This is a genomic window from Streptomyces sp. B1866 (genome assembly GCF_031932565.1).
In the GTDB taxonomy this organism is placed as follows: domain Bacteria; phylum Actinomycetota; class Actinomycetes; order Streptomycetales; family Streptomycetaceae; genus Streptomyces.
On the sequence record NZ_JAVSCF010000176.1, the window covers coordinates 1 to 13,791 of the forward strand.

Annotated in this window: 13 protein-coding genes; 7 read left to right on the forward strand and 6 right to left on the reverse strand. The window is 77.1% G+C overall.

Features of this window, described 5'->3' with window-relative positions:
- Positions 1-98: 98 nt before the first annotated feature.
- A complete protein-coding gene (locus RKE29_RS20960; RefSeq protein WP_312007045.1) occupies positions 99-1,028 on the reverse strand; it encodes a diiron oxygenase in 930 nt (309 codons plus the stop codon).
- 272 nt (positions 1,029-1,300) lie between these two features.
- Between RKE29_RS20960 and RKE29_RS20965 the strand changes: the two genes are divergently transcribed.
- Together RKE29_RS20965 and RKE29_RS20970 are read left to right on the forward strand one after the other, a co-directional pair.
- Entirely contained in the window at positions 1,301-1,531 is a 231-nt protein-coding gene (locus RKE29_RS20965) for a hypothetical protein (protein WP_312007046.1), read from the forward strand.
- Positions 1,532-1,796: 265 nt separating this feature from the next.
- On the forward strand, positions 1,797-2,156 hold the full coding sequence (locus tag RKE29_RS20970; RefSeq protein WP_312007047.1) for a DUF427 domain-containing protein: 360 nt from the start codon (positions 1,797-1,799) through the stop codon (positions 2,154-2,156).
- On the opposite strand, the gene RKE29_RS20975 is transcribed toward RKE29_RS20970, so the two are convergent.
- The 4 genes from RKE29_RS20975 to RKE29_RS20990 form a co-directional block, all read right to left on the reverse strand.
- Positions 2,095-2,511, reverse strand: a complete 417-nt coding sequence (locus tag RKE29_RS20975) for a LysR family transcriptional regulator (RefSeq protein WP_312007048.1) — start codon at positions 2,509-2,511, stop codon at positions 2,095-2,097. The genes RKE29_RS20970 and RKE29_RS20975 overlap by 62 nt on opposite strands.
- A gap of 145 nt (positions 2,512-2,656) precedes the next feature.
- Positions 2,657-3,544: an alpha/beta hydrolase gene (locus tag RKE29_RS20980; protein ID WP_312007049.1), complete on the reverse strand. Its 888-nt coding sequence runs from the start codon at positions 3,542-3,544 to the stop codon at positions 2,657-2,659.
- Positions 3,545-3,865: 321 nt separating this feature from the next.
- Positions 3,866-4,384: a hypothetical protein gene (locus tag RKE29_RS20985; protein WP_312007050.1), complete on the reverse strand. Its 519-nt coding sequence runs from the start codon at positions 4,382-4,384 to the stop codon at positions 3,866-3,868.
- On the reverse strand, positions 4,381-6,810 hold the full coding sequence (locus RKE29_RS20990; protein WP_312007051.1) for an AAA family ATPase: 2,430 nt from the start codon (positions 6,808-6,810) through the stop codon (positions 4,381-4,383). The genes RKE29_RS20985 and RKE29_RS20990 overlap by 4 nt, the downstream gene beginning before the upstream one ends.
- Before the next feature lie 281 nt (positions 6,811-7,091).
- Here RKE29_RS20990 and RKE29_RS20995 point away from each other — a divergent pair, with 281 nt between their 5' ends.
- From RKE29_RS20995 to RKE29_RS21015, 5 genes are all read left to right on the forward strand, one after another.
- The gene (locus tag RKE29_RS20995) at positions 7,092-8,264 is read left to right on the forward strand and encodes a hypothetical protein (RefSeq protein ID WP_312007053.1); all 1,173 of its coding nucleotides are present in this window, start codon (positions 7,092-7,094) and stop codon (positions 8,262-8,264) included.
- Between the two features lie 143 nt (positions 8,265-8,407).
- Complete coding sequence (locus RKE29_RS21000) at positions 8,408-9,574, forward strand: hypothetical protein (protein WP_312007054.1); 1,167 nt, start codon at positions 8,408-8,410, stop codon at positions 9,572-9,574.
- A gap of 172 nt (positions 9,575-9,746) precedes the next feature.
- On the forward strand, positions 9,747-11,243 hold the full coding sequence (locus tag RKE29_RS21005) for a hypothetical protein (protein ID WP_312007055.1): 1,497 nt from the start codon (positions 9,747-9,749) through the stop codon (positions 11,241-11,243).
- 104 nt (positions 11,244-11,347) lie between these two features.
- Positions 11,348-12,628, forward strand: coding sequence for an AAA family ATPase (locus tag RKE29_RS21010; protein ID WP_312007058.1), 1,281 nt, complete (start codon positions 11,348-11,350; stop codon positions 12,626-12,628).
- 151 nt (positions 12,629-12,779) lie between these two features.
- Positions 12,780-13,550, forward strand: coding sequence for an RraA family protein (locus tag RKE29_RS21015; RefSeq protein ID WP_312007056.1), 771 nt, complete (start codon positions 12,780-12,782; stop codon positions 13,548-13,550).
- A 34-nt stretch (positions 13,551-13,584) separates the two neighbouring features.
- Here RKE29_RS21015 and RKE29_RS21020 read toward each other — a convergent pair.
- On the reverse strand, positions 13,585-13,791 hold a 207-nt coding region (locus RKE29_RS21020; protein ID WP_312007057.1), incomplete at its 5' end, for a hypothetical protein.

Below are 13,791 nucleotides of genomic sequence, written 5' to 3' on the forward strand. Positions count from 1 at the left end.
GGGCGGTCGGCGCGCGCCGGGCGGGTCCGGCTCCCGCCCAACGGCTGCCCCGCGCGGGTCGGGTTCGCGCCGCGCGCCGGCCCCGCGCGGGTCGGCGGTCAGGCCAGCAGCCCCGAGTCGCGCCACAGCGTGCGGCCCACTCCGCGCAGCACGCCGATGTCGTCCAGGAAGTCGGTCAGCCGCTTGGCGCCGGCCCGCATCACGTCGCGCCGGTGCGCGCTCTGGCGCGCCTGGGCCAGGGCCTCCTGGCGGTCGAGGCCGACGTTCGCGTACACCTCCGGGTTGACGAAGGCGACGGAGAACACGCGCGCGGCCTGACCGGCCGACAGCCGGGTCAGCTCGGCCTTCCAGCGCGGCGCGACGGCCATCTGGCGGCGCAGCTCCTCACGCGCGTACCGCACGTGCCGGGCCTCCTCCACGACGTGGATGCGCGTGACGCCGCGGACCAGCGGCTGGACGCGCTCGTCGGGGAAGGTCAGCCGCTGCATCCAGTCCAGGACCTCCTCGCCGAGGAGGGTGGCGGTGAACGAGCCGGGCGTGGTGGAGAACGTCTTGAACAGCCGGGCCAGGTTGTGGTGCGTCCAGGACACCGGGTACTCCGGGACCCCGGCCTTGCGGATCATCCGGGCGAACATCTTCGAGTGGCGGCACTCGTCGGCGATCTCCGTCAGCGCGTAGCCGACGTGCGCACTGGTGAGGGACTTGTCGTAGATGTGCCGGGTGAGCAGCTGGATGAGGATGATCTCGAACCAGATGCCCAGCGAGCTGAGGGCGGCCGCCTCGTGCCGGGCGAGCAGCAGGCGCTGCTCCTCGGACATCCGCCGCCACAGCGGCGTGCCGTAGAGCGAGACCAGCTCCGGCGGCCAGAACCACTTGTCCGGCTCGAACGGCGCGTCCCAGTCCAGCTCGGTGTCGGGGTCGAAGGAGTGCTTCGCGGAGGACTCCAGCAGCCGCTCGGCCACCCGCTCGCGGTCCTTGAGCGGCCCGAGCGCGTCCCGGAGCACGGTGAAGTCGGTCGTGGTGGTCATGGCTGTGGTGGGCACCTCGGTGGGGGTGGCGGGCGAGCCGTCGTGTTACTGCCGGTCACTGCTTATGAGACTACTTGTCAGCAAGGCCGTCAATCCCTTGGCGGGCACTTGTTCGTACGCCTCGGTAACATCGGCCGCCGCCGTCGGGAGCGCCCGGGCCCCCGCGTCACCCGCATGGCCGCCCGCCCTCACCCGGCCACCCGCTGAGCGGGTCCGCCCCGGCCGGGAGGTGAGACCCTGATACCAGGGGACTCGTGGCAGGAGTGAGTCCGATGGCAGTGAGCATGCACGTCGTCTGGAGCAAGACCGAGCCGGGGCGCGTCATCTACGAGACGCACTCCATCGAGACGGTCAGTGACGGCCAGGGCGTCCACGCGACCGTCAACAGCAACACCCACGAGGTGCCGTTGCACAGCCGGGAGCACGCCGAGTCGGTCGCGGCCGAGGAGGGGTACGAGCTGTTCCGCAAGGGCGAGGCGTGGGAGAGCCTGCCCGAGAGGTGACCGGTTGCGGCCCGGGGCGCGGCGCACCAGCGCACGGGCAGCCGGGGGCGTACGCCCGTACGGGGCCCGTGGGGGCGGCCCGCGGGGAAGCGGCCGGGCCGGGAATCAGCGCGGCGCGCGGGGTGTTGTGCGCGGTCGTGAGGGCCACCCGTACGCCGGGCCGCCCGGCCGGGCGGCGGGTCCACGGGCGGCCCGGCCCCGGCCCGTCGGCCGGTGAAGACCGCTACCCCGCGACCAGTCCGGACCGGTCCAGAGAGGACAACCCATGGCCACAGCCCACCGCGTCGAGGTGGTCCCCGGCTCGCAGCACGTCACGGTGTCCATCGACGGCCGGGTCGTCGCCGAGTCCGGCCGGCCGCTGCTCGTGTACGAAACGGGCCTGCCCGTCCGCTACTACCTGCCTCCGCAGGACGTCGACCTCACCCTCTTCCAGCCGACCGGCACCCGCACCACCTGCCCCTTCAAGGGCGAGGCCGCCTACTGGACCTACGTCGGCCCGGACGGGGACACCCGTCCGGACGTGGCCTGGGCCTACCCCGAGCCGATCGACGCGGTGGCGGCGATCAAGGGCCATCTGTCGTTCTACGACACGGTGGCGGACATCGCCGTCGACGGCTCCTCCTGACCGGTACGGCGGACGCGGCGCGCGCCCGCCCGCCCAGGCCGCCCGCGCCGGTCGCCACGAAGCCGACTCGCAGCACCCGGGCGTGGTCCGCGTCGGTGGTCCGCGCCTGGCGGACACCCCGCCGCCAGTCCGCCAACAGCCCGCGCGCCACGGGCAGCAGGGCCTCGCCGGCCTCCGTCAGCCGCAGCTCGCGGCCGGCCCGGTCGAACAGCCGGACGCCCAGGTCCCGCTCCAGGCGCTGGATCTGCCGGCTCAGCGACGGCGGGGTGACGAACAGGTGCCGCGCCGCCTCGGTGAAGCTCAAGTGCTCCCCCACAGCGACGTAGTAGCGCAGCACCCGGGTGTCCACGTTCACCGCCGGCCTCCCGGTCCGGCCGCCGGATGAGGCGTCGACCGTGGTCGGCGCGGACGTCGACGTCTCGGAAGGCTATCTCGCGGGGTGACCCCGCGGGGTGACTTCGCGCCCGCCCGGTCCGGCGGGGCCGGGCGGGGCGCCCGCGTCACTCGGCCAGGAAGTCCGCCAGGGCGCGGGCCGTCTCCTCGGGCGCCTCCTCGGCGAGGAAGTGCCCGCAGTCGAGGCCGGCGCCGCGCACGTCGGCCGCGTAGTCCCGCCACACCGCCGCCACGTCGTAGCGGCTCGCGACGAACCCGCGCGTGCCCCACAGCACCAGCAGCGGGCAGTCGACGCGCCGGCCCGCCGCCGCGTCGGCCTCGTCGTGCTCCAGGTCGACCGTGCCGGCCGCCCGGTAGTCCTCGCAGGTGGCGTGCACCGACGCCGGGTCGCGGAAGCACCGCACGTACTCCTCGACCGCCCGCGGGTCGAAGGACGCGCCCTCGGCGGACCACCGCCCCAGCTTGGTCCGCAGGTAGTACTCCGGATCGCCGCCGATCAGCCGCTCGGGCAGGCCGTCGGGCTGGGCGAGGAAGAACCAGTGGTAGTAGCCCTGCGCCAGGGCGCGGTCGGTGGTGGCGAACATGTGCCGGGTCGGCAGGATGTCCAGCACCGCCGCCCGGGTCACCCGCTCGGGGTGGTCCAGGCACATGCGGTGGGTCACCCGCGCGCCCCGGTCGTGGCCTGCCACGGCGAAGCGGTCGAAGCCGAGCCGGCGCATCAGGCCCACCAGGTCGGCGGCCATGGCCCGCTTGGCGTAGGCGGCGTGGCCCGGCTCGTCGGCCGGGCGGCCGGAGTCCCCGTAGCCGCGCAGGTCGGCGGCGACCACGGTGTGGCGCCGCGCCAGCGCCGGCGCCACCCGGTGCCACATGGCGTGCGTCTGCGGGTAGCCGTGCAGCAGCAGGACGGGCGGGCCCTCGCCGCCGGTCACGGCGTGGACGGCCACGCCGTCCACGTCCACGTCATGGGTCTCGAATCCCTCGAACAACGTTGTCACCCCCTCAGTGTCACCGCCCACTTCGGACCCAACCGGTCTGCCCGGTCACACCGGCCCGCCGGGTCCCGGCCGGCGTGCCGTACGGGCGCGGGTACGTTAGGGCCGCACGGTACGGCTCGCCGCCCGGCCGCCTCGCCGGCACCGGCCCCGTACCGGCGGCCCGCGCGGGGCACGAGATCGGCGAGGTGTCGGCCGACGGCGGGCCCGGTGCCTGGGACCCGGCGCGGGCCCCGCCCGGCCCGTCAGGCCCCGCCCGGCTCCGTACCGGCCGCCCGGCCCCGTCGGCCCCGCGCCGGTGCCCGTACTGCCCGCCCGACCCGCTCAGCCGGTGCGCGGCCCCGGGCCGGGCGCCCCGGGCGGGCCCGTACGAGGCCGTGGTTCCGTGTGCGGCGCCTGGCCCGGGCCCCGGGCGGCCGGGAGCGCCGCGACCACGGCGGCGACCTCGTCGCGCCAGGCCCGCAGCTCGCCGGGCGCGGGCGACAGCTCGTAGCCGTGGTAGTGGCAGGCGCCGCTGAGGCCCTGCCAGGCGGCCGACCAGCGCCGCGCCACCTCCGGGCCCGCGTACGCCGCCAGGCACAGCGCCTGCGCGTGCGTGCGGCAGCGGGCGAGGTCCGGCCGGGTGTGCCGCCAGTACCCGCGCAGGGCCTCCTCCAGCGCGTGCCGCAGCAGCAGGGCGGCGGCCCGGGGCCACACGCCGGTGACCGAGGTGCTGGCCGTGCCCAGGATGCGGTCGGCGCCGGCCAGCAGCGTCTCCGGGGAGTCGCCGCCGGCGGGCCGGGCGCCCGGACCCTGCCCGGGGCGGCGCCGGGCGTTGTCGAAGGGTGTGGCCGGGGCGGTCACAGGGCACGCACCTGGGTCGCGACGCGGCGGGTCTCCCGCAGCACGGCCTCGACGTCGTCCACGGGCGCGCTTTCGTGCGCGCCCTTGTTGCACCACCAGAACAGCTCCCGCACCCCCGCGCCGCAGGTCCGCTCCAGGTCGTCCAGGGCCTCGCTCCTGCGCGCCGCGTCGCCGTGCAGCGCGAGCGCGGCCAGTTCGGTGAGCGTGTGCGCCTCCGCGACGCGCCGCTCGATCTCCGCGTGGTCCAGGCAGGCGCCCAGCAGCCGGCGCCGGGCCGGCTCCAGCAGCGCGGCCTCCAGCGCGGTGCGGCACAGGCCGGGCAGCACGCGCGCCATGACGCCGGGCGGCAGGTCGCGGGTACGGGCCAGCGCCCGGGCATCGTACAGCGCCTGCCGCACCGGGTCGTCGGCCTGCCGCACCTGCACCACCGACCGCTCGCGGCGGGTGACCTCCAGCACGGTGGCCGGCAGGCGCAGGTAGCGCAGCGACCGCGGCAGGCGCGTGTCGTGCGTGAAAACGACGACCTGCCGGGTCTCGGCCAGCAGGGCCAGCACCCGGGCCAGGCCGTCGACCTTGGCCGGGTCCATGGACTGCACGGGGTCGTCGATGACCAGGAACGAGAAGGGGTTCTCCGGCAGCAGCGTGCGCGGCAGGAACAGCGCCAGGGCCAGCGAGTGCAGCTCGCCCTGGCTCATCACGCCGAGCGCGGGCGCGTCGATGTCGTCCACGGCGACGTCCAGCACGACCCGGCGCTGGGTGGCCGAGCCGGTGAGCTTAACGGGCCCGAGCGTGACGTTGCTCTGCTGGCGCAGCTCGCCCCAGATCACCTGGGCCCGGTCGCCGATCGGCCGCATGCGCCGGGCGCGCAGCTCGTCGTGCGCGGCCTTCAGCCACTTCTGCGCCGCCTTCGCGCGCGCCAGGCGCGGCGCCGCCTCCTCCGCCTCGCGGGCCAGCCGCAGCCAGGCCGCCAGCTCGCCCGCGGCCTCCCGCCAGGCGCCGTCGAGGTCGGCCAGGCGCTTGGCGGCCGCGGCGCGGGTGACCCGGCAGGCGTCGGCCACCACGGTGGCGGCCCGCGGCGCCCGTTCCGCCAGCTCGCGCGGGTCGGCGAGGGAGCGGCAGGCCAGCCAGTCCCGCCACGCGTCGGCCGGCTCCGGCTCCAGCCAGTCGGGCGGCGGCAGGACGAGCTGCCGTACGGCGTCCTGGGCCGCGCCCACCTCCCGGCGGGCGGCCAGGGCGGCCGCCGCCTCGGCGCGCAGCCGCTGCACCTGCTCGGCGGCCTCGTACGCCCAGTCGCCGTCGAGCCGGTCCGCGGCGCCGCACACCGGGCAGGCGGACTCCCCGGGGTGGCCGATGCGGTGCACCAGGGCGCGCTCCAGCAGGTCGGCGCGGAGCCGGGCGTCCTCGGCCGCGGCGGTTCCGGCGTCCTCGGCCGCGGCGAGCGCCGCGCGCAGCCGGGCCACCGCCGCCGCGACCGCGTCCAGGTCGGGGCCGGCCAGGTCGGCGCGGCGGCGCAGCCGGGTCAACTCGGCGCCGTCCGGGCCGCCTGGGCCGTCCGGGCCGCGGCCGTCGAAGCCGGTGACCAGTCCGGCGGCCCGCGCGAGGTCCTTCTTCCGCCCGCCGAGCGCGGCCACGGCCGCCTCGGCCCGCGGGTCGGCCACCGCGCCCAGCCGCTGGAGCAGGCCGGGCAGCTCCTCGGCGGCCCGCTTGGCCGGCGCCTCGTGCTCCTGCACCAGCTCGCGCAGCCGCCGGGCCGCGTCCGTGAGCTGCTGGAGACCGAGGATGGAGGCCACGGCGTCGTACATCTCGCTGGGCCTGCCGCCGATCATCTGCCCGAGTTCGGAGTAGGACAGGAAGGGCCGGTAGGTCGTCAGGTCCGCGTCCCAGCCGAGGCTGTCCAGCGGCCGCGGGTCCTGGCCGGGCCGCTCCAGCACGGCGCGCGAGTCGGCGACGTCCTCGCCGTGCCAGGCGCGCAGGACGGTGGCCGGTTCGGCCTCGCCCTCGATCATCAGCTCGACCGCGACCTGCGGCTCCGCGCCGTCGTGGAGGTTGCGCCAGCTCTTGCGCCAGATGTCGCTGCGTCCGCGCCAGCGCGCGTTGTCGCCGGTGAAGGCGATCTCGACGGCCTCCGCGAAGCTCGACTTGCCGCAGCCGTTGCGGCCGGTGACCACGGTCAGGCCGGGGCCGGGCCGCAGCGGCAGCCTGGTGGTGCGGCCGATGCCGCGGAAGCCGCCGACGGTGACGGAGCGCAGGTAGGCGCGCGGGGTGCGCCGGGGGGCGCCTTGGCGCGCGCCGGGTTCACCGAGCGCCGTCAGCAGAAGAGCGCGCGTCTCGTCGTCCAGCGGGGAGGCTAAGAGCTGCTCCTGGATGAGCGCGTGGAGGCCGTGGTCGTCGCCGGGCTCGGCGGGACTGGACGGGGCGGGCGGCATGCCTGGGCTCCTTCATGTGCGGGACTCGCGGATCGGGCGACTCGCGGATCGGGTGACTTGCGGATGGGGCGACTTGCGGACCGCGGGGACTTGCCGGCCGCGGGACGTGCGGGCCGTGTTGCGGGCAGGGCGGCAGGGCAGGCGGGGCCTGCGGCAGCCGCGGGGTGAGCCGTTCCACGGCGCGGTGCGTGGTGGATGCAGACACTAGCCGGATTCGGAGAAATTTGGAAGTGCTTTGGAAGAAGCTGGGAAATCTTTGGGAGCTGCGGTAGGCTTCCAGCATGCCCGCGTCACTCGACGAACTCGAAGCGCGCTTGGCCGAGCTGGAGGCCCGGTACCGCCGGGCGGTCCGCGCTCGTGACAAGGCGGCCATCAAGCGCGTCCGCGCCGAACGGAGCGCGGTGGAAGAGGCCGTCATGGCCCTGATCGACGACGAGGACGACCCCGGGAACGGCGGAAACGGCGCGGGCGGCCAGGCCGCCCCGCACCCGGCCGCCGACGACCCGGCCGCCGTGGACCGGGCCGTCGCGGACGTGAGCGCCGCCGGTCAGGACGCGGCCGGTCCGGACACCGCTGGCCCGGGCGTCGCCGGTCCGGACACCGCCGACCAGGACCAGAGCGACCCGGGCCAGTCCGGCCCGGACCGGCCCGGCCGGAAGGAAGCGGGCCGGAAGCAGACCGGCCGTACCGCCGCCCACCCGGCCGCCACCCACGGCCCGAGCGGCACCGACAGCCCGGCCGTCCCCGACAGCCCGAGCGGCACCCGCCGGGGCCCCGCCCCGGCGCCGCCCGCCCCCGCCCTACGGGCCGTACGGGCCGCCGGTTCCCGCCCCTCCGACGCGGTGCCCGTCCGCGAGCAGGTCCACCAGGCCCTGTCCGTCCTCGGCGCCCCCGCCGCGCCCAAGATGATCTCGGCGGTGTACGAGGCGTTCTTCACCGAGGCCCTGGTCCCCAGCAGGCTCGCCTCCCTGCGCCGCGACGAGGAGCGGTCCTTCAGGGCCCAGGGACACAGCCGCCCGTACTACATCTGCGCGGCCCTCGCCCACGACCGCCTGACCGCCGCGCACGGCCTGCTGGCCGTCTCCACCTGGCCGCTGGAGCGCCGCGTCGTCGCGCCGCTCAGCCCCCGCGTCGACTTCCTCACCCACGCGGCCCGGATCGCCGAGCAGATCCTGCGCATGCGGGAGGCCGGGCGGGAGCCCGCCGAGGCGGCCTGGCGGCTGCTGCGCCGGTTCGCCTTCAACGTCCCGGGCGCGTACGACAGCGAGGGGCCCCCGGACCCCGGCCGCGTCGCGGCGGCGGCGCGCGCCGAGTCCGCGGTGCACGCCGAGGCCGACCAGGTGCGGCGCCGCGAGTCCGCCGCGCAGGCCCGGGCCCGCCTGACCGACGTGCAGCAGCTGTTCGGCGCCGGTCAGCTCGGGATCGCCGGGCGCACCCGGGACACCCCGTCCTGACGGCCGCCCGGCCGCCCGGCCCCCGCCGTACCGCTGCCCGCGGCCCTCCCGCCGCCCGCCGCGGACGGCACCCCGCGAGCCCCCGCCGCCCACCCCGTGAACCTCCCGCGAACACCCGTGAACCTCCCGCGAAGAGAAGCCCGATGCCCCAGCACCCTCCAGAGGACCGGCTGGCCCGCCTGCGCGGCTCCGGCCCCGAGCAGTCGTACAGCGCGCGGAAGATCACCGCGCTGACGGCCAACCCCGCCTGCGACCGGCGCGCCGTGCTGGACGCGGCCGGGATCGACAAGGCGCTGCTCGCCCGCCGCCTCGGCCACGAGCCCCGGTTCGGCCGGTCGCCGTTCGCCATCGCCCGCGAGCAGGGCTTCCAGGCCCAGGTCACGTGGGGCGGCTGGGCGGAGCTGATCCGCCTCATGCGGCAGGAGCTGGCCGCGCCCGTCGAGGAGGCCGCGGTCGCCGACCTCAACGAGGCCGCCGGCCGGGCCACGCCCGCCGCCCGGCACCGGCTCACCCGCGGCCTCATTGAGCGCATCGCCGCCGGCCACGAGGAACGGCTGATCCTCGACCACCCCGTCATCACGCTGGAGGTGGCCGGGCGCACCGCCTACCTGGAGCCCGACGCCCTCACCCACCGCGTCGGCGGCCTGTTCTACGTGGTCGAGATCCGGTCCTTCACGGCTCTGGACGGCCAGGCCGAGGACCCCGCCGCCGTCGCCGAGACCGCCCGGCAGGCCGCCGTCCACATCCTCGCCCTGCGGCGCGCCTTCACCGCGGCCGGGCTCGACCCGCGGCAGGTCGCGCACGAGTTCCTGCTGGTGTGCCCGCAGGACTTCACCAACCGCCCGTACGGCAGGCTGCTGGACGTACGCCAGGAGCTGGACGTCATCGAGTTCCAGCTGGGACGGCTGCGCCGCGCCGAAGACATCGCCTCCTGGCTGCCGCGGGGGTCCACTCTCGACGTCGGCTGCGCCGTGGACGGCTGCGGCAGGCTCGGCGACTGCGGGCACCCGCCCCGGCGCGCCGACGCCGAACTCGCCGCGTCCGCCGCCGCGCTCGACGCCTCGTACACCCCGGCCTGCCTGCGCTTCTGCGAGATGGCCCGGTACTGCCGCGACGAGGCCGAGGCCACCGCCTCCCCGGCCCGGCTGGGCACGTCCGTACGCGGCGACCTGCCCGGCATCGACTCCACCCGCCTCGCCCTGGCCTACCTCGACGGCACCGCCGTGCCCGACCCCAGCCAGGCCGACGCGGTCGCCCTGCTCCGCGACGCCGCCCGGCTGCGTGCCCTGCGCGCGGGAGGCGCGGCATGACGGCGGACCGCCCGCGCGTGAGGCGCGAAACCGTCCTCGCCGCCCCGCGCGGCGGGCGGGGCCGGGCCGCCGACAGCCCGCGCGGCAGGCGCGAAACCACCTTCGCCGCCCCGCGCGCCACACCCCCCACGGCTCTCACGGCTCCCACGACCCCGTACCCGGAAGGCCCGGCATGACCGCGCTGACCACGGTGGCCGCACTGGAGGCGACCCGCGTCGGCCGCGCCCAGCGGCTGACGACCGTGCGCCACCACCACGTCGACGACCACCCCTTCGTCCTCGTCCCGCTCACCCTCGCGGGCGAGGCGTGCGCGCCCCTGGCGGCGCTGGCCGGCACCGACCGGGACCGGCCCGTCCTGCTGGCGGTCCACCAGCCGCGCGACCGCGCCGAGCGCTTCGCCTTCGTGGATCGCCTGGCCGCGCTACTGCTGCCCTATCTGGACGCGTGCCGCGCCGAAACCGAGACCTACCCGGCGGGCCGGGGCAAGGAGGAGCGCGTACGGGCGACCCGCGCGCCCCAGATCCTCGTGCCCAACCCGGGCGGCATCCGCTACGTACGCCTGCTCGGCCGCTCCACCCGGCTGCGCGCGACCAGCGGCCCGCACGCGGTGCCCGCCGCCGTGCCCACCCTCGGCAAGTGGCTGACCTGGCTGGCCGACCAGGCGGAGTTTCCGGGCTCGGGCATGCTGCTGAGCATGACCGCGGCGCTCACCGCCCACTGGGCGACCGGCCAGAGCTCCGTCCTGGACGGCCACCTCGGCTCGCTGCTCGCCTGGATCGACCCGCCGCCGGGGCAGACCGGCGCCGAGGCCGCGCTGGCCGCCGAGGACCCGGCCGTCTGCCCGCCCGCCGGCCCGGCCACCGACCCGGTCTTCGACGGCAGGACCCTCCAGGACCTGATGGCCCGCCACGACGAGGCTCCTCCCGGCCCCGCCCGCGCACTGGCCGCCCGCCGCATCGACACCGAACTGCGCGGCCAGCTCGCCCCCACCTGGGACCTGATGTGGCGGGGCGTCGGCCTGCTGCGCGCCCTGCCGCCCGGCGCGCACGTGGCCGACCGCCGCACCCTGGACCGCACCCTGTTCACCGGGTACGCGACCCACCTGGACGAGGACGGCCGTCCGCAGGCCCGCCGCGACCACGCCGTGTCCGCCGCCCGCCGCCTGGCCCGCCTGGAGGAGGCCCAGGCCCTGTACGACGCCCAGCGCGCCTACGACGACCCGCTGGCGATGGCCGAGTACGAGCTGACCGGCGAGGCGTTCACCGGCACCGTCACCGACCGCGACCTGGAGCGCCGCGTCCCCGGCCCGAGCCGGAGCCTCTGGCGCCCGACCGTCACCCTGCGCACCGCCGACCGCCCGCGCCTGCCCGTGGGCACCCGGGTCACCAGCCCGCGCCGCCCCGGCCAGGAGACCCGGATCATCGAGATCCGCCCGGCCGCCGACGGCACGTACGACACCGTCCTCCAGATCGACAAGGGCTTCGGCCGCAAGCCCCCGGCCCCGCCCGGCGTGCTGCCCGGCCTCGGCGAGGAGCTGACGTACACCACTCTCAGCCTGCGCGTCCTGCGCGCCCCGCTGCCCGACGACGCGGACACCCCCTGGACCCACGGCGGCCCGCCCCAGCCGTACGACCCCACCGAGCAGGACGCGGAGGAGATGTGGGAGTGACGACACCGCCAGGCACCCCCGGCACCCCGCCCGGCGCCACCCCCGGCACCCCGCCCGAAACCCCCGGCACCCCGGCCGAGCGGGCCGACCGCGCGGTCGCGCGCATCCTGGACGACCTCGACACGACGGCCGGCCGCGGCGTGGTGGTCGACTCGCCGCCCGGCGCCGGCAAGTCCACGCTCGTCGTCAGGGCGACCGGTCACCTGACCGCCACCGGGCGCAGCGTCATGATCGTCGCGCAGACGAACGAGCAGGTCGACGACCTTACCGACCGCCTCGCCACCGCCCACCCCGGCCTGCCCGTCGGCCGCCTGCACTCCGGCCGGCACGCCATCCCCCCGCGCGTGGCCCGGCACGCCGCCGTCACCGCGGACACCGACGTCCAGGCCCTGCGCGACCTGCCCGTCGTCGTCTCCACGGCCAAGAAGTGGTCGTACGTCAAGGACACGCCCGCCTGGGAGTGGGCCATCGTGGACGAGGCGTACCAGATGCGCTCGGACGCCCTGCTGGCGACGGCCCCGCTGTTCGCCCTGGACCACTCGCGCGCCCTGTTCGTCGGCGACCCCGGCCAGCTCGACCCGTTCGCCACCGTGGAGACCGCGCGCTGGCACGGCCTGACCTGGGACCCGCTGAAGAACGCCGTGGACGTCACCCTCGCCCACAACCCCGGCCTGCCGCGCCGCCAGCTGCCCGTCTCCTGGCGGCTGCCCGCCACCGCCGCGCCGCTGGTCGAGGAGGCGTTCTACCCGTTCTACCCGTTCACCTCCGGCACCGCCGAAGCCGACCGCGTACTGACCTACGACAGCGCCGCGCACCGCCCGGGCCCCGTCGACCAGGTCCTCGCCCGGGCCGCCGGCACCGGCTGGGGTTACCTCGAACTGCAAGCCCGCCACACCCTCGACGGCGATCCCGAGGTCGCCGAGGCCCTGGCCGACACCGCCGCCCGCCTCCTGGAGCGCGGCGCCCGCACCGACGGCACGCTCCTCACCCCCGACCGCATCGCCGTCGGCACCGCCCGCACCCTCCAGGCCGACGCGGTCCGCGCGGCGCTGGCCGCCCGCGGCGTCAGAGGCGTCACCGCCGACACCGCCAACCGCCTCCAGGGCCGCGAGTTCGACGTCACCCTCGTCTGGCACCCGCTCTCCGGCCGCGTCGACGCCTCCGCCTTCCACCTGGAGACCGGTCGCCTGTGCGTGCTGCTCTCCCGGCACCGCTACGCCTGCCTCGTCGTCGCCCGCGCGGGCATCCGCGACCTGCTGGACCGCCACCCGGCCGTCCGCCCGGTCCACCTGGACGTGCCGCCGAAGTTCCCGGACGGCTGGCGGGCGCACCAGACGGTGATGGCCCGGCTGGACCGGCCGGAGCACCGGGTGAGGGGCGGGTAGCGCCGAGCGGGCCCGCCGCGCCACCGGCGGCCCGGGCCCGCCTTGCGGACGTACGCTGCGTACGCGTCACACGCCGCACGCGCGTGCCGCGACCGGGCGGCGGCGTGCGAGCGTGCCACGAGCGCGGCAGCGCCCCGAGGGAAAGGCCGGCATGAACCCCGCCAACACCGCTGCGAACACCCCCGCCAACCTCGCGCCCGCGGCCGGGGAGCCCCGCGAACCCGCCCGCCTCGCCGAGCGGTTCGCGGCCCTGACCACCGCTCACCTGGCGGACGCCTGCGTCCGCGCGGGAGTGCCGGTGCGGTGCGCGCCCGCGCCGACGCGCGCCGCCGTGCCCGGCGGCCGGCTGGCCGGGCGCGTGCTGCCCGCCCGGCACGCCGGCAGTGTCGACGTCTTCCTGGAGGCGTTCGAGGCGGCCGCGCCCGGCGACGTGCTGGTGGTCGACAACGGCGGGCGCCTGGACGAGTCCTGCGTCGGCGACCTGGTCGTCCTGGAGGCGCGGGCCGCGGGGCTGGCCGGGGTCGTCGTCTGGGGCCTGCACCGCGACACGGCCGACATACGGGCGATCGGGCTGCCGGTCTTCAGCCTCGGCGCGATCCCGACCGGCCCGCTGCGCCTCGGCCCGCGCCCCGGGGACGCGCTGGAGTCGGCGGCCGTGGGGGAGTGGACCGTGGGGCGCGCGGACCTGGTGGTGGGCGACGACGACGGCGTGCTGTTCCTGCCCGCCGACCGGTCCGCGGACCTCCTGACGCTGGCCGAGACGATCCGCGACACCGAGCGGCGGCAGGCCGAGCGGATCCGCGCGGGCGTGTCCCTGCGCGAGCAGGTCGGGTTCGACGCCTACCTCGCCCGCCGCCGGGACGACCCGGCCCTCACCTTCCGCGAGCACCTGCGGGCGGTGGGCGGAGCCATCGAGGAGTGATACCGGCACGCCGGCGGCTGTGACCGTACGGGCCCTACCCGCCGTACATCCGCCGGCACCAGGTCAGCAGCTCCGGCGAGAGCCGGCCCTGCGCCAGGCGGCACAGGTGGGAGGGTCGCACGCGGACGCGGGGCACGGCGGGCTGCCGCCGGGCGGGGGCGCGCCCGTGCCGGTGCCGGGGCGGCGCGTGCCGGGCCTTCCGTACCCGCCGCGGCGCCGCCGCGGCCCAGCGCGGCGCCCG

Coding starts and splice junctions, on each gene's coding strand:
- RKE29_RS20960 (WP_312007045.1), bottom strand. CDS start 1,028: ATGACCACCACGACCGACTTCACCGTGCTCCGGGACGCGCTCGGGCCG.
- RKE29_RS20965 (WP_312007046.1), top strand. CDS start 1,301: ATGGCAGTGAGCATGCACGTCGTCTGGAGCAAGACCGAGCCGGGGCGC.
- RKE29_RS20970 (WP_312007047.1), top strand. CDS start 1,797: ATGGCCACAGCCCACCGCGTCGAGGTGGTCCCCGGCTCGCAGCACGTC.
- RKE29_RS20990 (WP_312007051.1), bottom strand. CDS start 6,810: ATGCCGCCCGCCCCGTCCAGTCCCGCCGAGCCCGGCGACGACCACGGC.
- RKE29_RS20995 (WP_312007053.1), top strand. CDS start 7,092: ATGCCCGCGTCACTCGACGAACTCGAAGCGCGCTTGGCCGAGCTGGAG.
- RKE29_RS21000 (WP_312007054.1), top strand. CDS start 8,408: ATGCCCCAGCACCCTCCAGAGGACCGGCTGGCCCGCCTGCGCGGCTCC.
- RKE29_RS21005 (WP_312007055.1), top strand. CDS start 9,747: ATGACCGCGCTGACCACGGTGGCCGCACTGGAGGCGACCCGCGTCGGC.
- RKE29_RS21015 (WP_312007056.1), top strand. CDS start 12,780: ATGAACCCCGCCAACACCGCTGCGAACACCCCCGCCAACCTCGCGCCC.